This is a genomic window from Staphylococcus sp. FSL W8-0774, from assembly GCF_038006785.1.
GTDB lineage: Bacteria > Bacillota > Bacilli > Staphylococcales > Staphylococcaceae > Staphylococcus > Staphylococcus pasteuri.
In genome coordinates this window covers 1308997-1332859 of record NZ_JBBOVW010000001.1, presented here as the reverse complement: position 1 = coordinate 1332859, position 23863 = coordinate 1308997, and the positions used below count along the sequence as shown (strand labels likewise).

Sequence of the window (23863 nt, the reverse complement as noted above, 5' to 3'; positions counted from 1 at the left end):
TTCTTTCTTAATAAATGATTGCTACTAATTGTTGATGTTTATCTTTGAGTTGTGTAATTAATGATTCATCCAAGTTAAATGATAACAGTTCGTTAATCTGACTTTGAATGTTTACTTCGATACTGTTAAATTGTTCTTCTGCTTCTAAAGACATTTGATTAACATATGATTCCAATTGTTGTCTTAACTGATTGAAATTTGATTGAAGCAATTCTAATGTACTTTGACAAATATATTCGTGAATTTCTTTCTGTGAATTTGGATTAAGGATTTTACGTTTTGTTAATTGTTTAGGTAATTCACTCATCATATCGTTAAGTTCAATATGAAGTAACGGTTTATCAATGACATCTGGTTGTAAATTGAAACGTGGATTAACTATGATATGCAATTTACTTAATTGTTGTAACACAGGTGCCACTTGTTCATCTAATTGTTGATTAAAGTATCTTTTAATTCTTTCAGTAATTAATGATTGTTCTAAGAACAGTCTTTGATGAATTTGATCTAAATAAATTTTAGTCGAATTTTTCTTTTCTTCATTAAAATCACTATTTTGAGTCATTTGACTGTTATATACAGATTTAATATCGTCCATTAATTGAAGTTTTAGTCGTGAATTTAAATGATAAACTTGTTCTTCAACTTCATTATTCGTATATTGTGATGTTGTATCTATCAGTTGATGACCAAGTCTTTGTTGGTCTTTATATGTTTCTAATTTTTGTTGACGCTTAGCAATATCATCTTTATTAGATTCAAATTCTTCTATCATTTCAACATATGACTTGTCGATTTGTTGTAGTTGATGAATCATTTGTTGTTCTAGAATTGTCTTAGATTCAATGTCGACAAAGTGTTGAATGCTTTCTTTCAATTGATTGATACCTTCATCGTTAGATTTTAATGCTTCTCGACTAGATACACCAAAAACGTCAGATTGTAACTGTACTTGATTAAGTGCATCAGCAACATAATCTTTAACAGCATCTAAATCTTGTTCACTCTCGGCTAAATCAACCGCATTGATAATCATTTTGAAAGCTTGATTTTCGTTTAGCTGATTCATATCTTTCATATGTTCAATGAAGGCTTTGTCATTGTCAGTAAATGAATGATAGAAGTAACTAACATATAAAATTAAATCTGAAGAAGTAAGTATTTGTTCTGTTTCATTTGTATGTCGTTGGTTATTTGAATGTAAACCAAGTGAATCGACAATAATTTTTCCTTTAAGCCATTCAACAGGTACTTGTAAATGAACTGTTTTAACAAATGTTGCATATTCATCTTCTGCAGACCATTTTTTAACATCATCTTGGTCGATTTGATGTACTTCTCCATCATTTAACATATTGATATACATGTCATAATGTTTTTCTACAGCAGAAATAAACGCAAGTTGATTTTTTTCTAATTTTGATTTTAATTGCGTTATATCACTATTAATAAATTCATCAAGTGAATCGAATGACTGATTGAAGTATTCAAGCATTTGGTTAATTTCTTGAAGTAATTGCTTTGATGATTTTAAAGTAATACTGCTATTTTCACCGTAAGTCAATTCGGTTGTCGCCGCTGTTGTTGGGTTTGGTGAACTTACTAAATATTGACCACCTAATAAGGCATTAATTAAGCTACTCTTTCCTGCGCTGAATGTACCAAATACGCCAATTTTTGTGATTTTTTGATCTAGACGAGTTAATGTTTGCTTTATGTCCATTTGAGTTCGCTCAAATAACGGTATATCTTCGATTACATTTAATGCCTTTTCAATATCAATTTGTGAACTTGAGACATCGTCGCTTTCAGATTGAATTGAGTCTCTATTTTGATGATGTGTTGTATCATTTTGTTGTTTAATCGTGAAATTAGCTTCAGTACGTCCTGTTAATTTATCTAAAGAATCTTCTAAATGTATATAATAATGTTGATAATTGCGTGTTGTTAGAGATTCTTTCAAATTATTTAATTTCATATATCGTTGATACTCTTCTGATGCTTCACTATCTTCAGTTTCTATTTCGTTAGCTTGAACATGTTGAATGGCCTTTTCAAATAATGGATTTGATTGGCGTTCAACAAATTGATTAATTGCTTTAACCACTTCATCAGAAAATGTTAATACATACGTATTACTTATAGTTGTTTGTGGTTGATATAAAGAAGAAACTAAATCGTTTGGTATATCATAAGACTGATTTAAAATATGTTCATTAATATTTTTCTGATTAATAAATCGTGTTAAAAATGACATATCTTCTCTCATAGGTTGGCGAATTTGGGTGTTTATCTTTTCTTGAAGCATATCAACTGCTTTGTTTAAACGTTCTGTTTGTGCTTCTTCCTTCTTCTTAGATTTATTGAAAAATCCACCTACTTTAAAATCTGTAGCCTTACTTTCTAAATACGATCTTAATTGTTCTCGCATATCATGAGTCATAATATAAGCATTTTCTAAAATGTCTTTACGTTTTTGTTTGAGATAAGACTTTAGTTTATCTTTATCATTTAGTAATTGTGCTTCTTCTGATACAGATTGTGTTTGTTGGAAATTTAAATATGCTTGTTCAAATTCTTCTTCTTCAATATTTAAGTATTCTAAAATACTTTGCATTTCATTTTGGATATATGATAATTGTGCATCAGTAATAAATGATACTGTGCGTTCAATATAATCTTCCATTGATTCTCTATTTTCGTCTAAATATAAGAGATAATCAGATAATTGCTTGATTTGATTTTCAGGATGGTCAAATTTAGATACATAATAAATATGTTCTAATTTAATTTCCCATTCGTTAATTGATTTTTCAACTCTAGATTTAAATGTATCAAATGAAAGTTCGTCATCATTGTGTTTGTCTATTTGATTAATGATGAACACAACAGGGATACCTACTTCATTAATTCGTTTCATAAATTGAAAATTGAGTGCTGATTGAACATGATTATAGTCAACAGTATAAAATAATACGTTACTCGTATACATAAATTGTTCAGTTGTAGTTTGGTGAGTGGCTACGTTAGAGTCAACGCCGGGTGTATCCTGAAATGTAAAGCCATTATCAAATTTATCAGACTTAAAGTTGATTTCTACAGACTCTACGTCTATATTTTGGCGATTCATCTGTTTTACTTCGTCGTATGTTTTTAATTTTGTATATTGTTGATCCGGTAAATTGGCAATAATGTCTTCTGAATCAGAAACTGAGACGATTGCTGTATTACTTGTTGTTGGTACTGGAGAGCTAGGTAAAATATCTTGTTCTAATAACAAATTAATTAGTGTTGATTTACCTGCTGAAAAGTGACCAACAAATGAAGTAGTAAATTGATTTTTGTAAACCTTTTTAATAACTTGATTAATTGTGTTTAATAAAGCAGTGTTGTTTGATTTTTCGACTTCTTTTTTTAGTTTATATAATATGTCTAATTGTTCAGTGTGTGTCATACGTTTTAATCCCCTTTAGTTCTTTCGATAAAAAAAGAAGAGGTCAAGACAAAACGACTTAAAATCCAAAACGCAATTTTAATGTAAGATACTTTGTCATAACCTCTTTTGAGTAAGCCAATAATCATAGATTATGATATTACTTAAAATATTATCATATATATTACTCAAAACCTATGAATTTAGGGAAGGATTATTCAAACCAAGCTGGTTTGTCGCCTTCAGTGCCTGGCTTGAATACACCAATATTCTCTTTTGAATGTAAATCAGGGTGTTTTGCTATTTGTACTGCTAAGTTTGCGACACTTTTTCTAGATACTTCAGTACCTTCGAATTGGCCATCTTTTGTAGTGATTTCATAAATGTTTTCATTTTTATCAGTTAACCAACCTGGTCTAATAATTGTATAATCTAAATCTGATTGTTCAATTGTATCTGCAGCTTGACGATATAAATTAAGTTTCTCGCCAAATTGTTGTTTGTTCCATTCATTAAATGGTTCAGGTAATTCATCATAGATTCCTGGGGCAGCAATTAAAATTAAACGTTTAATTCCTTTTGCATCCATGGCTTTTACAATCGTTTCAGCATGACGATTAAGTGAACCAGATGTTCCAGTGAATACGATATCGATATTATCTAATGCTTTCTCTAAATCGCTTTGATTTTTAGCGTCACCTTCAAATACAGTTACTCTGTTTGAACCATAATCTGGAATACGGTGTGCATTTCTTAAAAATAGATTTACATTAAAATTTGAGTTTTCTAAGAAAATTTTGGTTGCTTCAATGGCCACTCTACCATTAGCTCCAATAATTAAAACATTCTTCATATATATTACTCCTCTCATGTATTGATTATATTATTTATTAATTTCATCAGTAATTTAAATTTAAACACTCTCAAAACAACTTTACTATAGTTGCAATGAGAGTGCTAATGAACTGTTTGATTAATTTAATCTTTCGTTTGAGGTTTCTTACCCCAATATTGATAATAAGTACATTCAATATAACCGTTAAATAACTTACGACGTTTTGTTGCTTTTTTATTTACTAAAAACTCATATTCTTTATTACTTGTTAAGATATAAGTAGATAGATATGGGTGTTGTTTCATCAATGTACCCATATAACGATACATTTCTTCTACTTCTTCTCTATCGCCGATACGTTCACCATATGGTGGGTTACCAATTAAAGCGATAGGTTCTTCACTATCAATCGTTAATGTATTGACGTCTTTAACGTTGAATTGAATGATATCTGATAAGCCAACTTCTTCAGCGTTACGTTTAGCGATTTCAACCATTTCTGGATCAATATCAGAAGCGTAAACTTGAATCTCTCTATCGTAATCAGCTTGCTTATCAGCTTCATCTCGCATCTCATCATAAATATTTGGTGGCATGATATTCCATTCTTCAGATACAAAGTCTCTATTAAACCCAGGTGCAATGTTTTGTGCAATTAGACATGCTTCGATAGCAATAGTCCCTGAACCGCAGAACGGATCAATTAATGGTGTATCGCCAGTCCAATTGGCTAATTTAATTAAACTTGCAGCTAGCGTTTCTTTAATTGGCGCTTCACCTTGAGCTAAACGATAACCTCTTCTGTTTAATCCAGAGCCAGATGTATCAATTGTAAGTAATACATTATCTTTTAAAATAGAAACTTCTACTGGGTACTTAGCCCCTGTTTCATTTAACCAGCCTTTTTCATTATATGCATGTTTTAGACATTCAACGATGGCTTTTTTAGTGATAGCTTGGCAGTCTGGCACACTATAAAGTGTTGATTTTACACTGCGTCCTTGCACAGGAAAACTCCCTTGTTGGTCAATAATTGTTTCCCATGGTAATGATTTAGTTTTTTCAAAAAGTTCATCAAATGTTGTGGCTTTAAATTGCCCCATAACGATTTTGACACGGTCTGCTGTACGTAACCATAAGTTACATTTAACAATAGCACTTTCGTCACCTTCAAAAAAGATACGACCATTTTCTACTTGTGTTTCATAGCCTAATTCTTGTATTTCTTTAGCTACTACTGATTCCAATCCCATTGGACATACTGCTAATAATTGAAACATGCATTGTTCTCCTTTAGATTCATTTGATTTATGTTTATTTTAACAAAGATACTTTTAAAGTTTAATCATACATAGTCATTTATTTTTATAAAGTGAATTAAAATATTTTTGGTAAAATTGATTTAAGTAAATATATCATTAAAAAAAGCTCTCCGTTTGATGGGAGAGCTAAACTAGTTGTGATATTTCTGTAAGCCATGTTCTGTTCCATTGTACTCTAAACGTGCACTAGCCACACTGGTACGTTGGTGGTAACCATCTGTCTACCATAAACATTTAAAATGTTAGTGTCTCGTTTATACGTTGAATTCCGCTAAACAAGTGCTCCTACCTAATTTGGATTGCTCACTCGAGGGGTTTACCGCGTTCCACCTTTTATATTTCTATAAAAGCTACGTCACTGTGGCACTTTCAAACTATTCTAACCCTATTCAAAGAACGTAGGTTATTTCGTTGCCGTCAAATTAATGCCTTGATTTATTGTTTCATCAAGCACGAACACTACAATCATCTCAGACTGTGTGAGCATGGACTTTCCTCTATATCACTATAGCGATTACCCAAAATATCACCTTTGAGAGTATAACATAAAAAAGGGTCTAGACAAAGCCTTTTAAAATTTAAGTCCCCATCTAAATGGAAACAAAGTGTTACGCTCACACTAATAGAAAGCTTTGTCTAAACCAATTCAAATATTATTTACCAAATACTGCTTTTTCTAAGTTAGAGATACGTTTTAAAATATCTACATTGTTTGATGATGCGTTGTTGTTAGAACCATTTGAAGAAAAGTTTTTATTCTCTTGTGGTCTAGTTGTCGCAACACGTAATCTTAATTCTTCAAGTTCTTTTTTTAATTTGTGGTTTTCTTCTGAAAGTTTTACAACTTCATTATTCATGTCTGCCATTTTTTGATAATCTGTAATGATATCATCTAAAAAAGCATCTACTTCTTCTCTTCTATAGCCACGAGCCATAGTTTTTTCAAAATCTTTCTCATAAATATCTTTTGCTGATAATTTTAATGAAACATCTGACATTTTTTCCACCTCATTCGAAACTTTGATCTTGAGACCACTGCAAGTCGTTGATGAAGTCAGTGAGTTCATCAAACGTCACAATATCACAAGTATAGTTTGTTTTTTCCATAAAATCAACTAACATAGATTTAAAAAATTTAGGACTTGCTTCTTGTTCTTCATCGTATATTAATAAAGTTTGATCAGTATGGTCTAGCATAAATTGGTCGGTTTGTTTAAATTGAAACGGCCCCTGATACTCAGAATGAAAAACACTTTCAGTAAAATCAGCGTTATTAATAATATTCATGTACTTAGCTTGATTTTGTTCATTCCATTTAGATGTATGTCCCTCGAAAGGCGTTATCACACCTAGTTTAAGTTCGGGGTATATTTCTTTTAATTCAATAACAACATCTGCAGTCCATAATTCAATGCCCATCTGACCTTGTATTAATACCCATTCCAAACCTTCATCTAATAACTGTTCAATTTTATGTTTAATAAATTGCTTTAGATAGTAAACTTCTGGAGCATCATCTTTAAATATATTTAATTCATAAGATTTATATCCAGTGATATAAACAGTTTTAACCATAATTTCCCTCTTTAAACATTAAATTTTAAAATATTATTCAAATCATATTGTACAGCTTTAATTTTTTCTGTAAAAAGCTTTCGACTTGTTCGTTTAAAATGGCATTCTACGGAAAGTTCTTCAATATTTTTAAATAATAAATCAACTTTCTTCTTGTTCATATATGTAGTATTAACGAGTGATTGTTCATAGTTTCTCAGTTGATTGAGCTGTGTATCTATATTTCGAACATATGGTTCTACAACTTTATGAAAATCTTCGTCTTCCTCTTTTTCTCTAACTCGTTCATATTTTTGGCCCATATGATTGACTTCTAATATTAAATTTTTAATGATATCTAACATCTAGTAGCCTCCTACATTATTAATCTATCATATTGTTTATCCCCCGTCATACGTGACGTATTGTTTTTATAGTTATAAATTGCACGTTAAATAAAAAAACTACCTGTTTACTATGCTTTATATAAAAATAAACGTGTTAAATAAGCATACAAAGGAAATAAATGTGTCTATTTTTATTGTTTATTTAATGAAAGCACGTTAAAATAAGGTTTGATGTATTTTAGGTTAGTGAAAAATGCATTAATTTTATAAAAGTTTGGTTAATTGTAAAATCTTGTGTATAATAATCGCAGTTTACTACCAGACTTGTGTGGTGAAATATATGAATTATCCTAATGGTCAACCATACAAAGAAAATAAGACTTTGGACGGACGCAAATCGTCATCATACTCAAGTAATATTGAATATGGTGGACGAGGTATGTCACTGGAAAAAGATATTGAGCATTCTAATGCTTACTATTTAAAAAGTGGCATCGCAGTCATTCACAAGAAACCTACTCCTGTACAGATAGTCAATGTTCACTATCCAAAACGGAGTAAAGCTGTGATAAATGAAGCTTATTTTCGTACGCCTTCAACAACAGATTATAATGGTGTCTATAATGGCTATTATATCGATTTTGAAGCAAAGGAAACGAAGAATAAAACTTCTTTCCCCTTGAATAATATCCATGATCATCAAGTTGATCATATGAAGAACACATACCAACAACGAGGTATTGTTTTTTTAATGATAAGATTTAAATCACTTGATGAAGTTTATCTATTACCCTATTCTAAATTTGAATTCTTTTGGGATAGATACAAAAAAGATATTAAAAAATCGATAACAGTTGAAGAAATACGAAAAAATGGTTACCATATTCCTTATCAGTATCAACCTAGATTGAATTACCTCAAAGCAGTTGATAAGTTGATATTAGATGAAAGTGAGGACCGCGTATGACGGAAAACAAAGGGTCTTCTCAGCCTAAAAATAAAGGCAATAATGGGAAGTCCGACGAAAAAAAGAATAGAAATGTGAAGAGAACGATTATTAAGATTATTGGCTTTATGTTTATTGCCTTTATTGTTCTATTGTTACTCGGTATCTTACTATTTGCATATTACGCATGGAAAGCACCTGCATTCACTGAATCTAAGTTAGAGGATCCTATCCCTGCTAAGATTTATGATAAAAACGGTGACTTAGTTAAGACGTTAGATTATGGTCAACGTCATGAACATGTGAATATCAAAGATGTACCACAAAGTATGAAAGATGCCGTCTTAGCTACAGAAGATAATCGCTTCTATGATCACGGTGCTTTGGACTATAAACGTCTATTCGGTGCAATAGGTAAAAACTTAACTGGTGGATTTGGGGCTCAAGGTGCTTCTACCTTAACTCAACAAGTTGTTAAAGATTCATTCTTATCACAACAAAAATCTATCGGTCGTAAAGCTCAAGAAGCTTACCTTTCATACCGATTAGAACAAGAGTACAGTAAAGATGAAATATTCCAAGTTTACTTGAATAAAATTTACTACTCTGATGGTGTAACTGGTGTTAAAGCTGCTGCTAAGTATTACTTTAATAAAGACCTTAAAGATTTAAACTTAGCTGAAGAAGCTTACCTAGCCGGCTTACCTCAAGTACCAAATAATTACAATATTTACGATCATCCTAAACAAGCTGAAGATCGTAAAGACACTGTATTATACTTAATGCATTATCATCATAGAATAAGCGATAAAGAATATGAGAAAGCTAAGAAAATCGATGTTAAAGCTAACTTAGTTCAAAGAAGTGATAAAGAACGTCAAAATACTACAGAAGATAAAAACCCAGAGTTAGCATCTTATGTGAACTTTGTTAAATCAGAATTAATGAATAACAAACACTTCAAGAAAGAAAACTTAGGTAACGTTCTTCAAAGTGGTATTAAGATCTATACAAATATGGATAAAGATGTTCAACAAACGCTTCAAGATAAGATTAACAATGGTAGCTTCTACAAAAACGATGACCAACAAGTTGGTGCTACTATCTTAGATAGTAAAACTGGTGGTTTAGTAGCCATTTCTGGTGGACGTAATTATAAAGACGTCGTTGACAGAAACCAAGCTACAGATCCACATCCTACTGGTTCATCATTAAAACCATTCTTAGCTTATGGTCCAGCTATTGAAAACATGAATTGGGCAACTAATCATGCTATTCAAGACGAATCTTCATATCAAGTAGACGGTTCAACATTCCGAAACTATGATACGAAGAGTCACGGAACTGTCTCTGCATATGATGCATTAAGACAAAGTTTCAACATCCCTGCCCTTAAAACTTGGCAACAAACTAAATCTAGCGCAGGTAACGATGCACCTAAGAAATTCGCATCTAAAGTTGGTTTAGATTACGATGGTAAAATTGGACCATCTGAAGTACTTGGTGGTTCTTCATCAGAATTCTCACCAACTCAATTAGCATCTGCATTTGCTTCATTAGCAAATGGTGGTACTTATAACAATGCTCATTCAATTCAAAAAGTTGTTACTCACGATGGTGACACTATTGAATATGATCATACTAGCCATAAAGCAATGAAAGATTCTACAGCCTATATGTTAGCTGAAATGCTTAAAGGTACATTTAAAGCCTATGGTTCAGCTTATGGTCACGGCGTATCTGGTGTTAATATGGGTGCTAAAACAGGTACTGGTACTTACGGTGCTGAAGTTTATAGTCAATATAACTTACCTGATAATGCAGCCAAAGATGTTTGGATCAACGGATTCTCACCTCAATACACTATGTCAGTGTGGATGGGCTTCAACAAAGTTAAAGAATACGGAACTAACTCTTTCGTAGGACATTCTGAACAAGAATATCCACAATATCTATTTGAAGAAGTCATGTCAGACATTTCTTCAAGAGATGGTAAAGACTTTAAAAAACCAAGCTCAGTTGAAGGTAGTGACCCTGATTCATTATCAGTAAAAGGACATTCAGATAGTAATACAACTAATAAGAGCACACATGGTGATAGTGATTCATCAACATCTTCTAATAGCGGTAACAGCAATGGAAGTAATGGATCATCATCAAATGGTTCATCAAGCTCTAACAGCTCAAATAGTTCAAATAGCAGTTCCCAACAAAGCGGAAATGCCCTAACTAGTCTATTCAGCTTTAATTCAATATTTAATAATAAAGCTTCATAATATAGACGAAACGCCCAAATCCTAAAATAGGATTTGGGCGTTTTTTTGTTTTTATATAAATTAAAAAGTACCTACTAGATTTAACCAGTGGGTACTTCAACTTTATTATAAGTATGAAATGATTAGTGAATCACAATACATTTATTGGTTTCTTTTTTTACGAATTTGGTACGAAGCATTCATTTTTATTAACTCGGATTTTAATGTTTTCATTTGTCTATAACCCATAAAATGATATTTTCTTGCTAACATGTATTGATAGCGCTCACCAAAATTCATAGGAACAACTGGATAGTTATCAAGCTCATTTAGATTTAACTCATTGATTTCATTTATTTGTTTAAAATAACTTATAATCATTTCGAAATAAGCATCTATAACTGGTTTTGCTTCTGCTGATTTTAATTGTTTTTGGCTTGCGAATTGATCGAGTTGTTGTTCTAACTCTTCAAAGTCTTGTTTAGTTATCAAATGTTTCACGCTTCTTTCAAACTTGCTTTGTATCTTTTCTGACCTTCTCTACAATCTTTGAACAATGGACAAATATCACATTTTGGCTTACGAGCGAGACAATGATATCGACCAAAGAAAATAAGTTGATGATGGCTTTTATTCCAACGGTCTTTTGGTATGACAGAACAAAGTCTATCTTCAACTTGTCTTACATTATCTTTCCAGCGATTAATACCTAAACGTTTAGAAACACGTTCCACATGTGTGTCTACAGCGAGTGAAGGTTCATTAAAAGCGACACTCATTACGACATTTGCAGTTTTACGTCCAACACCAGCTAAACTTTCTAGTTCTTGATGTGTTTGTGGAATCTTTCCATCAAATTGATCAAGTAATGATTGGCAAAGTTTTTTGATATTTTTAGCTTTATTTCTATATAATCCAATGGAACGAATATCCTGTTGTAATTCTTCATCACTTACATTTAGATAATCTTCTGGTGTTTTATATTTGGCAAATAATGAACGAGTAACTTTATTAACTAATATATCGGTGCATTGCGCAGATAAAAGTACTGCAATTGTTAATTCGAATGCATTATCATGTTTTAGTTCACATTCTGCATCTGGAAACATATCGGCAATTACATCAATCATTTCAAGTGCTTTTTTCTTACTAATCATCTGATTTCTCTCCATTTAACCAATCAAATTTTGGTACTTTCTTAACAGTGTGTTTCATTTTTGGTTTATTAAATTGCTTTCTAATTTCTTTTGAGTCATCAATTGTTTTGACATTATTTTTCTTCCAATTTAACAATATTCTATCCATATATTTAAAACTTAATTTATTTTGGCTATTTGCTTCATCAAGAGCAGCTTGAATAATTGATATATCATGTTTATCAACATCAATCCATTGGTTCAACGTTTCAATTTCATAAGGTGACAATGGTCTAGCAAATGTTTGTTCTATCATTTGGAATAATGTTTTAAACTTTTCTTTATCACTTTGTTCATTGGTATCAATTGTTTGCTTTTTAAGCAATTGACTTAGTTTTTCATAAAAAGGATCTAAATTCATATATTCTGTGAAGCGACCTTCTTCATCTTTATTAACGTTTAATTCTAATAATTCTCGTTGAATTAAATTTTGAATGACTGCAGTAACTTCACGTGGTTGCATCGTAGATCCCTGTTGAAGTGATTCAATGGATGGTTGTTTATTTGATGTTTCTGATGCATAAATAAGTTTGATTAAAATGATTAAATCTTGTTCATCTATACCTAGTTCACTGTAATGATCTAACAATTCACGACGAATCACAACTGGTCGTGTTTTTAATTGAAACTTGTCCATTGTAACCCCTCCTATCATTAAAATTTAGACCTTCATTATATTTGATTAAATAGAAGGATTTATGGATGCCCTTTATAAAATGCAATGCATCATTATAAATTAGTATAAGATAAAAATGAACGCCCAGTCTATTTATACGACTGGACGACATGTAATATAATAACTTAAATTTAAATGAATGATGCTTATGGGTATAAACGATTTAATAAACGTGGGAATGGTGCAGTTTCACGTACATGTTCTACGCCTGAAATCCAAGCAACCGTACGTTCTAATCCTAAACCGAAGCCACTGTGAGGTACACTACCATAACGACGTAAATCTAAGTAATAGCTATAAGCTTCTGAATCTAATTCATGTTCATTAATACGTTGTTCAAGTAACTCTAAATCATTGATACGTTCTGATCCACCGATAATTTCACCATAACCTTCTGGAGCAATTAAATCAGCACACAATACTGTGTCTTCATTTTCAGGGTTAGGTTCCATATAGAATGGTTTAATTTTTGTAGGATAATTAGTGATAAATACTGGTAAATCATAATGATTAGCGATAGCAGTTTCGTGCGGTGCACCGAAATCTTCGCCCCATTCAATATCATCAAATCCTTCTTCTTTTAAGAATTTAACTGCATCGTCATAAGAAATTCTAGGGAATGGCGTAGCAACCTTTTCAAGTTTTGATGTGTCTCTATCTAATATTTTTAATTCTAATTCACAGTTTTTAAGAACGGATTGTACAACGTGTGCCACAAATTGTTCTTGAACTTCTAAGCTTCTTGCATGTTCAGTAAATGCCATTTCTGCTTCAATCATCCAAAACTCAATTAAATGACGTCTTGTTTTTGATTTTTCTGCACGGAAAGTTGGTCCGAAAGAAAATACATATCCGTGAGCCATAGCTGCAGCTTCTAGGTATAGTTGCCCACTTTGTGATAAGAATGCATCTTCATCAAAATATTTAGTATGGAATAATTCACTTGTGCCTTCTGGAGCACTTGCAGTTAAAATTGGTGGATCAATTTTTGTGTAGCCATTATCATTAAAGAATTCATAAGTTGCTCTAATGATTTCGTTTCTAATTTGCATAACAGCATGTTGTTTCTTAGAACGTAACCATAAATGACGGTGATCCATAAGGAACTCAGTACCGTGATTTTTTGGTGTAATTGGGTAATCATGAGCCTCATGGATAACCTCGATAGATTTAACTTGCATTTCGTAGCCTAAATCTGAGCGGTTATCTTCAGTGATTGTACCAGTTACATATAAAGAAGACTCTTGTGTAATTTCTTTAGATAAATTAAAAACATCTTCGTCTACTTCTGATTTCACTACTACACCTTGCATAAATCCAGTGCCATCACGTAATTGTAAGAACGCAATTTTACCACTAGAACGTTTGTTAGTTAACCAAGCGCCAATTGTCACTTCTTGGTTAAGATGTTGTTTTGCTTGTTTAATCGTTGTATTCATAACCAGTCTCCTATTATTTTATCTTTTTTCAATACTTATTTATTTTAACAAAATATATTACCAACTTCTACAAGTTGAATTAAAAGTATGTGTATCCTATCACACAACTTTTATTTATCCACTGATTTTTGGATTTGTGATAATAATTTACTAAATTGATTAATGTCACCTTTTTTCTGGTGGTAATGTTCTAATGTTTGTTCAAAGAAACTTTTGTAATTACTATTGATGAGACGATCATCGAATGACACAATTAATCCTTTATCATTTTCATGTCGTATTAAGCGCCCTAAACCTTGTCTGAAACGTGTCACAGCATCAGGTAATACATAATCTTTAAAAGTTGATGTAAATTCAGAATTCATTAACCAATATTTAGCATTGTTTTTATTCATAAACGGTAATTTCGCAATCATGACGCATTTAATACCATTAGCTTGAAAATCAAAACCTTCAAAGAATGTTGAAGTACCTAAAAGAATAGACTTATCAAAGTGGTTAAACTGTTGAACAATTTTATAATTTTGATTTTGTTGTTGTGTTAATATGACATAATCCTCAAATTCAGGCAGTTCATTAAGCATATCTTGAACCATATGCATCATTTTATAACTTGTAAAAAGGATTAAACATTTAGATTCTGTTGTCGTTGTATATTCAATAACATAATTAACAATTGATGCTACATAATCGTCGACATTCTTATAGTTGTATGGTGCGACATCCGACGGAATAAATACATTAGTGTTTTTAGTATTTTGTAATGCTGATGCCACTTCGTACGTATTAAATTTAACATCTTTGTTAAACCAATTTTTAAAGGAGTCAAACGACTGATTAAACGTTAATGTTCCTGAAATAAATGTTAAGGATTTGAATTTATCTAAGACTTGTTGTGTCAAAATATCTTTAACAGCATAATCTTTTACAAGTAAACGAATCGTTGATTTTTGGCTTAAATTTTTAATTGAAATAAAGCTTGTATGATTATCTTTCAAACTTTGTTCTGTTTGTCTAAAACGCTCTTTTAGGTATAATAATTGCTTTCTCATAGTCTTTATAGTTTTGTGACTCATGCCATTAAACACTTCTAATGTTTTGTTTAATTTGTGTATTAAACGATGTAAATCTTTGATAATCTGATCATTGTCAAATTCGTAAACATAATGATATTTGTGTTTGTCATCGTCATATACGTCTGCGTTTTGTACAATATCGTAAATATTATTGAACAACTGTTCATTAAGTTCATGAATATCGTTAATATTTGATTTCAGACCAAACACATCTATTGGAGCTATATCTAATTTCTCTAAAATACGTTGTTGTTCTAAATGATCTATGGCTTTTAATAATTTTTCATTTTCATTTTTACCGATAAGCCCTAACTGATATTTAATATCTGCATAGTTTAATTCATTTGTAACTTGATTAAGTGCATAATCAGGTAAGCGATGTGCTTCATCAATAATACAATCGTCAAATAGCTGGTAAATTGAATTTTCAGCATCAGAATGAATTAAATGAGCGTGGTTCGTAACGCCAATTTGGATACTTTGAGCATTGCGTTTGAGGTAATTATAGTAATGAATATCATGACGAACTGGAACATAAGTTTCAATCTTCTGATCGAAATACATTTTTTGTCCGCCTTTTAAGTTCAATTCTTGAATATCACCTGTATCCGTTTCTGTAATCCAAATCAATAATTGCATTTTAAGTATACTAACTTCGTAATTGTTAGTTTCTTCTTTTAAAATTTGGCTTATAAGTCCAAGTGAAATATAGTCATTTTTACTTTTAATAAGTGTTGCGTTGACTTTGAAATTGAGTGCGTTATTTAAAGCCGGTATATCTTTTTCTAATAATTGACTTTGTAATAACTTTGTATTTGTTGAAATCATAACATGTCGACCAGTTTCGATATTATACATTAACGCAGCTAAAAGGTATGCTAGAGACTTGCCACTTCCAAGTGGTGCTTCTATCATGGCTTTTTCACCATGCATAAGTTGTTCTAAAATAATTTCTGATAAATAAAGTTGTTGCGGTCGATATGTTAAATCTAATTGTTTAGTTGCTTTTTTATATAGCGTCTTTAATGTGCCATTAAATTCAGTAACAGGTCCTTTTAAATCTACTTGCTTTTTATAAATAATTTGTTCAAATTGACCAAATTGTTGATCTAATGGTGCGGATTTATGTTGTCTTACCATTTCAAATAAAATGTGATATAAATCATATTTTAAGTCTTTACTTAAATAATATAATTGTTTCAATGTATCAAGCGGTAATTGTTCAAACTTTTCAAAGGCTTTAATCATTAAGTGAGCCGTGGTTGTAGCATCTTCATCTGCTCTATGTGCATTTGTTAGAGGGATGTTATGTGCTTCGGCTAATTCACTTAATTGATAGCTTTTATCTGTTGGGAAGGCAACTTTAAATAATTCTAACGTATCCATAACTCGTTTAGGTCGGTATTTGATATTGCAATTTTTAAATGCTTTTTTAATGAAGTTTAAATCAAACGCGACATTATGAGCAACGAATACACAGTCTTTAAGTTGTTGATAAATATCATTAGCAATATCTTTGAAATACGGTGCTTGTTCAAGCATTGTCTCTTCAATTGAAGTAAGTGCTTGAATAAACGGAGGTATTTCTAAATCAGTTCGAATCATTGAATGATATGTGCCTATTATTTTGTTTTGTCGAACGAAAGTAATGCCGATTTGAATAATATCATCGTAATCAAGTTGATTACCTGTAGTTTCTAAATCAACAACTGCATATGTTGCTATTCCCATAGCTATCTCTCCTAGTTTACATTGTTATAATTCTATATCTGCACTAATTAACCTTCTAAGTTGTCCTTGATTGTCCTTAACCATTAAGAAACCATCATGATCAATATCAATGGCTTCACCGATAAATTGTTCATTATTTTCTGTGAAAAGTAATGGTCTTTGCCACATGTTTGTAGCTGCAATATATTCCTCACGAATCTCTTCAAATGGTACTTTTAAGAATTGATTATATCGCTTTTCAATTTCTTTAATTAATATATCTAAAAATTCATAACGATTAAAATCGTATTCTGAATGTATACGCATACTTGTTGCTCTATGCCTTATCTCTTCATCAAAATCAGTTTCTTGATGATTCATATTAATACCGATACCACAAATAATTGCTTCAATCGCATCGTAATTGGCAACCATTTCTGTTAGGAAACCACACACTTTTTTGCCATCTATGTATATATCATTAGGCCATTTAATCGTAACATCATCAGTTGAAAATTGTTGAATCGCATCTTTAATTCCTAATGCCATAAATAAATTGAATTTCGGAATCATTGCGTACGGTACATCAGGACGAAGTACTAGTGACATCCAAAGACCTTTGCCTTTACTAGAAGCCCAATTTCGATTAAAGCGACCTCGCCCTTTTGTTTGTTCATCACTCAATATTAAAAAGGTATCATGATTACCTACTAGTGCTTGTTTCGCTTTTAATTGTGTTGAATCTACTGTACTCATCACTTCTATTTGATCAAATAAATCACGTTGCTCGATAATCGGATTAACAATACCACTATACCAATGATCTGGGAGTGTTTTTAGTAAATGCCCTTTATGATTAATAGATTCAATATCACAACCGTCTAGTTTTAATTGATCAATGACTTTTTTAACAGCTGCTCTTGAAATATTAAGTTGATCTGCTATGTATTGACCTGAAATATATTCAGGTTGATGTTCATATAGCATTCTTACAACATCTTGACTATATTTTGACATGACTATCCACCCATTTCATTATTTCATTATACGTATTGCTTACTTTGTTAGTTACGACGGCAATTTCTACTTTTCTTAAGACATCTTTGACCCATGGACCACCTTGTTGATTTAAATGTTGCATCAAATCATTCCCGTTTATAGCTAGTTGTTGTCGTTGATTAATAGGTAATTGTTGATATGAATCTTTAATTGTCTGTTGATTTATAATCAGTGGACTTGCAGTTTTAATGTGATTTTTAGAAAGAGTTGGCGTATGCTCAATAATAGTTAAAATATCATTAATATCAAAATCATACACCATCATTGTTAAATCTGATTTTGAATTGACTTCCGGTAATTGATTGATGATTGAAACCAGATGCTTAATATGTGATTGTTCTTTATTACTTATTTTAAGTTTTGATAATGGTTCTTCATTATTCATTTTCGCATTAAGTATAGCAATCCATACATCAAACTGCATAGGTTCATCAATTATTAAACGTTGCATGTCTAATTTTTCAAAATATGGAATATATTTAAAGGCATCTAATTGAATTAAATGATGATAGCTAGTAGCAATATTTTGACCACTGATTAATTTCTTTAGTTCAACGATAATACGTTCAATGGATAAATATTTGATATCTTCAATTTGATTTACCATAGCTTGGAACGTGTTATCTTCTATTGAAAAGTTAAGCTGAGATTGAAAACGTAAACCTCTTAATATACGAAGTGCATCTTCGGCAAATCTTTCAGAAGGATTACCCACTGTTCTTATAATGCCTTGATGAATATCACTTTCACCATTAAAATAGTCAAATGTCTTGTACTCAGTGTCCATTGCAATCGCATTTATTGTAAAATCACGTCTTTGAACATCTTCGTATAAATCTCTTACGAAATGAACATCACTTGGGCGACGGTGATCAATATATTCCTCTTCTGCACGAAATGTTGTTACTTCATAATTTTCATGATTGAATACTACATTAATCGTACCATGTTCTTTTCCTACTGGGATAGTATGGCTGAAAATGGATTCAATCTCGTCTGGTGTTGCACTTGTAGTAATATCTATATCGTGAATCTCTCTATGCATGAGATAATCTCTTACAGAGCCACCTACAAAATAAGCTTGAAATCCTTGTTGTTGTATTTGAGTTAATATGGGTTTGGCTTTTTCAAATAGTTCATTACTCATGCAAGTTCTCACCTTTATTTAACATTTGACGGTAATAATGTTCATATTGATCTGTAATCAATTCTGAGCCAAATCGTTGTTCTATATCTAATAACATTTGTGATTGTAATTGTTGATAAAGCTCATTGTCTTGTAATAGTTTAAGTGCATATTCAGCCGCTTTGTCACTGTCACCTACATCGACAATATATCCAGTTTCACCGTGTTTAATGACTTCTTTAATACCACCTGCATTTGAACCAATAGGAACGACACCTGTTTTCATAGCTTCTAAAAGCGTTAATCCAAAGCTCTCTTTTTCACTTAATAATAAAACTAAGTCTGATAATTGATAGAATGCACTAACGTTATCTTGCTTGCCTAAAAAGAGAACATTCTCTTCTACACCAAGATCTCGTGTTTTTTGACGCATATCAATGAGTTCTGGGCCATCACCTAGTAAAATTAATTTACTTGGGATTTGTTGATGAACTTTAGCAAATGTTTCAATGACTGTATCAATTCGTTTTACTGATCTAAAGTTAGAAACATGAATCAATACCTTTTCATGTGGTTCAATACCGTAATCAGATTTGAAGTTTTCATCATGACGAGTTGGAAACTCATTTTCTCTGACGAAGTTATATATAGGTATAATTTCTTTTTCAGTATGAATAATTTCTTTAGTTTGTTCTGCTAATGAATGACTGACACTTGTAACGATATCACTCTCTTCAATACCGAATTTAATAGCACCTTTAAGTGAATGGTCATAGCCAAGAACTGTTATATCAGTACCATGAAGTGTCGTCATAATTTTAATATCTTTACCTGACATTTGTTTTGCTAAAATACCACAAATCGCATGTGGTACAGCATAATGCATATGTAAAATATCTAAGTCATACTCTTTTATCACTTCTGAAATTTTAGTACTTAACGTAATATCATATGGTGGATATTGGAAAACGGCATATTGGTTTACTTCAACTTGATGGAAAATGATATTAGGTAATGGTTTGCGGATTCTAAATGGTATGTTTGACGTAATAAAATGAACTTCATGACCTCGCTCAGCCATTTTAATACCTAATTCTGTGGCAATGATACCTGAGCCACCCATGGACGGGTAACACGTTATTCCTATCTTCATTTATGTCCCATCCTTTCTATTATCAATTTATAAAATAGTTACTTTCTCTCGAATCGATTATAATCACGTGTATTGAATTTTTGCATAGTTTCATCAAAACTTTCAGTCATATCGATTCCTAATGAATTGGCAATACATAGTAATACAAATAAGTTATCGCCTAACTCTGCTTTAATCGTATTATCTTCTTCAGTATCTTTCTTTTTCTTCTCACCGTAATGATGATTAATTTCTCGAGAAAGTTCTCCAACTTCTTCTGTTAGTCTAGCGAGATTAGCTAAGGGAGAAAAATAACCTGCTTTAAATTGACTAATATAATCATCTACTTCTTTTTGCATTTGAGTCATTGATTTCAATTAAATTCTCTCCTTTGAATGCATTTCTAATATAGTATATATCAAAATAAAGTGATATGCATTCTTAGTGCAATTTAAGGTTGGTAATTTATTTTTATTGCTTATTGGGATGGTGATTAATGATGATTAATATGAAAAAGCATAAAAAAAACTGGTTAATAATGTCTGTATGACAATATCAACCAGTGGATGTGTCTAAATTTAAATCATATAGTTATTAATCACTTGATCTAGCGATTAAAATAATACGTGCTAATTCAGCTAATGCAACTGCTGTTGATGCAACGTAAGTCATTGCTGCAGCTGATAATACTTTTTTAGCGTGTTTGTACTCTTTCTCATTTACGATATTCAATGCTGTAATTTGTTTCATTGCACGTGAACTGGCATCAAATTCAACGGGTAATGTCACGATTGAGAATAAAACTGCTAGTGACATTAATCCAGCACCAATCCATAATGCAGTAGATCCAAAGGCACTACCTAATGCAGTTAACACAATACCTAACATAATAACAATGTAACTTAATGAACTACCTAAGTTAGCTACAGGTACTAATGCTGATCTGAATCTCAAGAATACATAACCTTGTTGGTGTTGAATTGCGTGACCAACTTCGTGGGCTGCAATGGCTGTACCAGCAACAGAAGGTCTATCGTAGTTTGCAGGAGATAAACAAACAACTTTTTTATTTGGGTCATAGTGGTCTGTTAAGAAACCATCACCTTTAACTACATCGACATCATAAATGCCGTTTGCATGTAGGATTTCTTCAGCTACTTCACGACCAGTCTTACCACTTGTGGATCTAACTTGTGAGTATTTTTCATAGTTAGATTTAACTTTATGTTGAGCCCACATTGGAATGACCATTAATATTACAAAATAAATAATCATTGATATTAAAGACAATAAACTCACTCTCCTTTAATCATATTTTACTGTCAAAATGCACTTTAATCAAATGATTTAACTTTCAATACTTGTTTAAGAAATAAATATAAAAATAGCGAAATGATACTTAGACAAATAGATAATACCCCAATTTCAATAACATGGGAAGCAATAAACTTATAATAAGGAAATTGCATTTTAACATAGTCCATATAATCGTTTAAAAACACCCAAATTAATGAAATTACAAAACCCAAAATAGTTATTTTAAAGCGAGGATAAAAGTAAAATGCTTGTAATGCCATAATGCCATGTGATATCAAAAGCATTAATCCATTAATAGTTACCTCTCCATCTATTACAAACATAATCAAGTTCATAATCACTGCCCAAACACCATATTTTATTAAAGTTACAAATGCTAGAGCTTCAATTATGGATGATGATTTATTTAATAACAATAATGCAATGGCTATAGTTAAAAATAAGGAAGCGGTTGGGCTATCTGGAACAAAAGGAACAAAATAAGATGGTGTTATATACAACTGACCACTATACCAGTCATAGCCATATATTGTACCTATCGCATTACATACAAGTAAAAATATTAAAAACGGTCGATAATATAATGAAACTTCCCAGTATTGTTTAATAGTCATTATTGTTATCTCCGATATCATGTTTAGTTTTCTTAGCTTTTAAAATATTAAGTATTTGTGTAAGTTGGTAAAATCTTTCTTGTTCTTTCATCTGTAGACTTAAATCTATATTATCTTGAAGTGTTTCAATTAAGGTTGTTTGTTTACGATCACTCATAGAGATTGAATACAAATCTTGAACATACGATGTATAATGTGGCGAATGGATTAATTGCGCTAAAATTAAATCGTCTAATCGACTTTCACGTTGATGTTCAGAAGAAAAATGCAATTGGATATCAAAAGTCATATCGTTATTTGCAATGACTTCGAAAATTTCATTTGTGTTAACGAGTTCTTGTTGATGGTCGTTAAATTGAATTGCAGAAGCATCTGAATTTACTTCTGCAATTTGTAATGTCATATGTTGTTGTATTTTTTCCTCGACGAAATGTATACGTTGTAGTTTTTTTGGACTAGCTTTTAAATAATTTAATACCCATGCTGAAATACGAGATTTAAATTCATAATGGAATAGCAAATATTCGATAAAACTTTGTTTCATTTTTGTAAGGGAGCTATTCATTTCGTACCATTCCTTTTAAGATTGTAAACGCATTGCTTCATCATGCCATGTTTCATTGCTTGGATCCATTTCAAGTAGTTGATCAAGAATAGATTTAGCTTGTTCTTTTTGCCCTATTTCTAAGAGATAGAAATAGTAGTCGCTTAAGAATTCAGATTGTGTTTTTAAAGTTGGATAAGCTAATTCAAAGAAATGTTGTGCTTCTTTGTCACGTTCTTCTTGTCCGTAGGCATATGCTAAATGCCACATAAACACTGGGTCTAAATCTTCTTCATCTACATATGTGAGCAAGTCGATAAGTGCTTCATAATCTTCTTCACTTCTATATAAATCACTTAAAATCAATAATGGCTCATGATATGCATTATCTACTTCTAGTGCTTGTTTTAATAAAGTGACACCTTCATTTGCATCGCCATGTTCAATTTCTATACTACCTGTTGAAACCATTAATTCTTTATAAAATTGACTTAAACGTAATCCTTCTTTACCAATTTCAATAGCATCCGGATAATTTTTTTCGTTTTCGTATAATGATTGTAAATAGAAATAACCTTGTAAGAAATCAGGGTCTTTCGTTAATAACGTTTTCATTATTTTAATGGCTTCTTGTGTTATGTCATTTTTTTCATAAGCAATTGCTTTTTTGAAATAATCTTCAGAATTCATCTCAGTTTCATTAATTTCATCATATAGGCGAATAGCATCACTATAATTTCCGCTTTGTAAGCTACAATCTGCTTGTCTAGAGAATAAGTTAATACCATTGACTTCATATTCACCAGTTTCAAGTACTGTTTCATATTCAGTGCTAGCACGTAAATATTGCCCATCGAAATATAGTAATTCTGCTAAAGCGAAATGTAGAATTGGATCATTAGGTTCTAATTGAATCGCGGCTTGAATTTTATCGATAGCGACTTCAAGCATATTAATTTGTTGATATAAATCTGCTTCGAGCATTAATTTTTCTGTAGATTCTTCAACTTGACTTAAATACTCTAACGCTTCGTCTGTTTGGTTCTCTGACATTAGTCCTTCAATAAAGTAAATAAGTAATTCACTTTCGTCTGGATATCTGTGATAGAGCGTTCGGAATACTTCTAAACCTTGTGGTGTTAAACCAAAGTTGTAAAGTGTTTCACCTAAAATGAATAGTGCATCATCGTTATTTGAACTCAACACTTCATTAACGCGAGTATCTAAATTTGTTAATTTTTGTAAATTGATATCGTCTATTAATTTATAGATATCTTCCATT

The 23863-nt window shown here is 31.3% G+C and carries 21 protein-coding genes and 1 other RNA gene; 2 read left to right on the top strand and 20 right to left on the bottom strand.

The genetic code is table 11. The annotated features are described in order from the left end of the window. Nucleotides 1–7: 7 nt before the first annotated feature. From NSQ15_RS06560 to NSQ15_RS06530, 7 genes are all read right to left on the bottom strand, one after another. A complete protein-coding gene (locus tag NSQ15_RS06560; RefSeq protein WP_340747037.1) occupies nt 8–3454 on the bottom strand; it encodes a dynamin family protein in 3447 nt (1148 codons plus the stop codon). Nucleotides 3455–3647: 193 nt separating this feature from the next. Continuing rightward, nucleotides 3648–4286, bottom strand: a complete 639-nt coding sequence (locus tag NSQ15_RS06555) for an SDR family oxidoreductase (RefSeq protein WP_017637987.1) — start codon at nt 4284–4286, stop codon at nt 3648–3650. Nucleotides 4287–4411: 125 nt separating this feature from the next. Beyond that, nucleotides 4412–5548: a THUMP domain-containing class I SAM-dependent RNA methyltransferase gene (locus tag NSQ15_RS06550; protein WP_017637986.1), complete on the bottom strand. Its 1137-nt coding sequence runs from the start codon at nt 5546–5548 to the stop codon at nt 4412–4414. Between the two features lie 186 nt (nt 5549–5734). Next, nucleotides 5735–6116: RNase P RNA component class B (gene rnpB / locus NSQ15_RS06545), an RNA gene on the bottom strand. A 127-nt stretch (nt 6117–6243) separates the two neighbouring features. Then, nucleotides 6244–6588, bottom strand: coding sequence for a cell division regulator GpsB (gene gpsB, locus NSQ15_RS06540; protein ID WP_017637985.1), 345 nt, complete (start codon nt 6586–6588; stop codon nt 6244–6246). Nucleotides 6589–6598: 10 nt separating this feature from the next. Further along, nucleotides 6599–7165, bottom strand: coding sequence for a DUF1273 domain-containing protein (locus NSQ15_RS06535; RefSeq protein WP_017637984.1), 567 nt, complete (start codon nt 7163–7165; stop codon nt 6599–6601). 11 nt (nt 7166–7176) lie between these two features. Next, entirely contained in the window at nt 7177–7509 is a 333-nt protein-coding gene (locus NSQ15_RS06530; protein ID WP_070453779.1) for a DUF1798 family protein, read from the bottom strand. Between the two features lie 322 nt (nt 7510–7831). On the opposite strand from NSQ15_RS06530, the gene recU reads away from it, so the two are divergent. Then, nucleotides 7832–8458: a Holliday junction resolvase RecU gene (gene recU / locus NSQ15_RS06525; protein ID WP_017637982.1), complete on the top strand. Its 627-nt coding sequence runs from the start codon at nt 7832–7834 to the stop codon at nt 8456–8458. After that, on the top strand, nt 8455–10713 hold the full coding sequence (locus tag NSQ15_RS06520) for a transglycosylase domain-containing protein (RefSeq protein ID WP_070453781.1): 2259 nt from the start codon (nt 8455–8457) through the stop codon (nt 10711–10713). The genes recU and NSQ15_RS06520 overlap by 4 nt, the downstream gene beginning before the upstream one ends. Nucleotides 10714–10854: 141 nt before the next feature. Here the strand turns inward: NSQ15_RS06520 and NSQ15_RS06515 are convergent, their stop codons facing one another. From NSQ15_RS06515 to NSQ15_RS06455, 13 genes are all read right to left on the bottom strand, one after another. Further along, on the bottom strand, nt 10855–11184 hold the full coding sequence (locus NSQ15_RS06515) for a YpoC family protein (protein ID WP_026083522.1): 330 nt from the start codon (nt 11182–11184) through the stop codon (nt 10855–10857). Nucleotides 11185–11189: 5 nt separating this feature from the next. Continuing rightward, the gene (gene nth, locus NSQ15_RS06510) at nt 11190–11849 is read right to left on the bottom strand and encodes an endonuclease III (protein WP_017637979.1); all 660 of its coding nucleotides are present in this window, start codon (nt 11847–11849) and stop codon (nt 11190–11192) included. Continuing rightward, nucleotides 11842–12525 (bottom strand): DnaD domain-containing protein, encoded by a 684-nt coding sequence (locus tag NSQ15_RS06505; protein WP_017637978.1) that lies wholly within the window; start codon nt 12523–12525, stop codon nt 11842–11844. Before NSQ15_RS06505 ends, nth begins: the two co-directional genes overlap by 8 nt. Before the next feature lie 185 nt (nt 12526–12710). Further along, on the bottom strand, nt 12711–14003 hold the full coding sequence (asnS, locus tag NSQ15_RS06500; protein ID WP_070453783.1) for an asparagine--tRNA ligase: 1293 nt from the start codon (nt 14001–14003) through the stop codon (nt 12711–12713). 110 nt (nt 14004–14113) lie between these two features. Continuing rightward, nucleotides 14114–16810 (bottom strand): helicase C-terminal domain-containing protein, encoded by a 2697-nt coding sequence (locus tag NSQ15_RS06495; protein ID WP_340747036.1) that lies wholly within the window; start codon nt 16808–16810, stop codon nt 14114–14116. 24 nt (nt 16811–16834) lie between these two features. Beyond that, nucleotides 16835–17806 (bottom strand): biotin--[acetyl-CoA-carboxylase] ligase, encoded by a 972-nt coding sequence (locus NSQ15_RS06490; RefSeq protein ID WP_340747035.1) that lies wholly within the window; start codon nt 17804–17806, stop codon nt 16835–16837. After that, nucleotides 17793–18995: a CCA tRNA nucleotidyltransferase gene (locus NSQ15_RS06485; RefSeq protein WP_070453786.1), complete on the bottom strand. Its 1203-nt coding sequence runs from the start codon at nt 18993–18995 to the stop codon at nt 17793–17795. Before NSQ15_RS06485 ends, NSQ15_RS06490 begins: the two co-directional genes overlap by 14 nt. Beyond that, nucleotides 18988–20127 (bottom strand): N-acetyl-alpha-D-glucosaminyl L-malate synthase BshA, encoded by a 1140-nt coding sequence (gene bshA, locus NSQ15_RS06480; protein WP_340747034.1) that lies wholly within the window; start codon nt 20125–20127, stop codon nt 18988–18990. Before bshA ends, NSQ15_RS06485 begins: the two co-directional genes overlap by 8 nt. 38 nt (nt 20128–20165) lie before the next feature. Then, the gene (locus NSQ15_RS06475; RefSeq protein WP_017637972.1) at nt 20166–20483 is read right to left on the bottom strand and encodes a nucleotide pyrophosphohydrolase; all 318 of its coding nucleotides are present in this window, start codon (nt 20481–20483) and stop codon (nt 20166–20168) included. Between the two features lie 217 nt (nt 20484–20700). Beyond that, complete coding sequence (locus NSQ15_RS06470) at nt 20701–21396, bottom strand: zinc metallopeptidase (RefSeq protein WP_017637971.1); 696 nt, start codon at nt 21394–21396, stop codon at nt 20701–20703. A gap of 44 nt (nt 21397–21440) precedes the next feature. Further along, complete coding sequence (locus NSQ15_RS06465; RefSeq protein ID WP_017637970.1) at nt 21441–22037, bottom strand: DUF1405 domain-containing protein; 597 nt, start codon at nt 22035–22037, stop codon at nt 21441–21443. After that, on the bottom strand, nt 22027–22602 hold the full coding sequence (locus tag NSQ15_RS06460) for a YpiB family protein (protein ID WP_217193909.1): 576 nt from the start codon (nt 22600–22602) through the stop codon (nt 22027–22029). Before NSQ15_RS06460 ends, NSQ15_RS06465 begins: the two co-directional genes overlap by 11 nt. Nucleotides 22603–22617: 15 nt before the next feature. Next, complete coding sequence (locus NSQ15_RS06455) at nt 22618–23862, bottom strand: tetratricopeptide repeat protein (RefSeq protein WP_070453792.1); 1245 nt, start codon at nt 23860–23862, stop codon at nt 22618–22620. Between the last annotated feature and the right edge of the window lies 1 nt (nt 23863).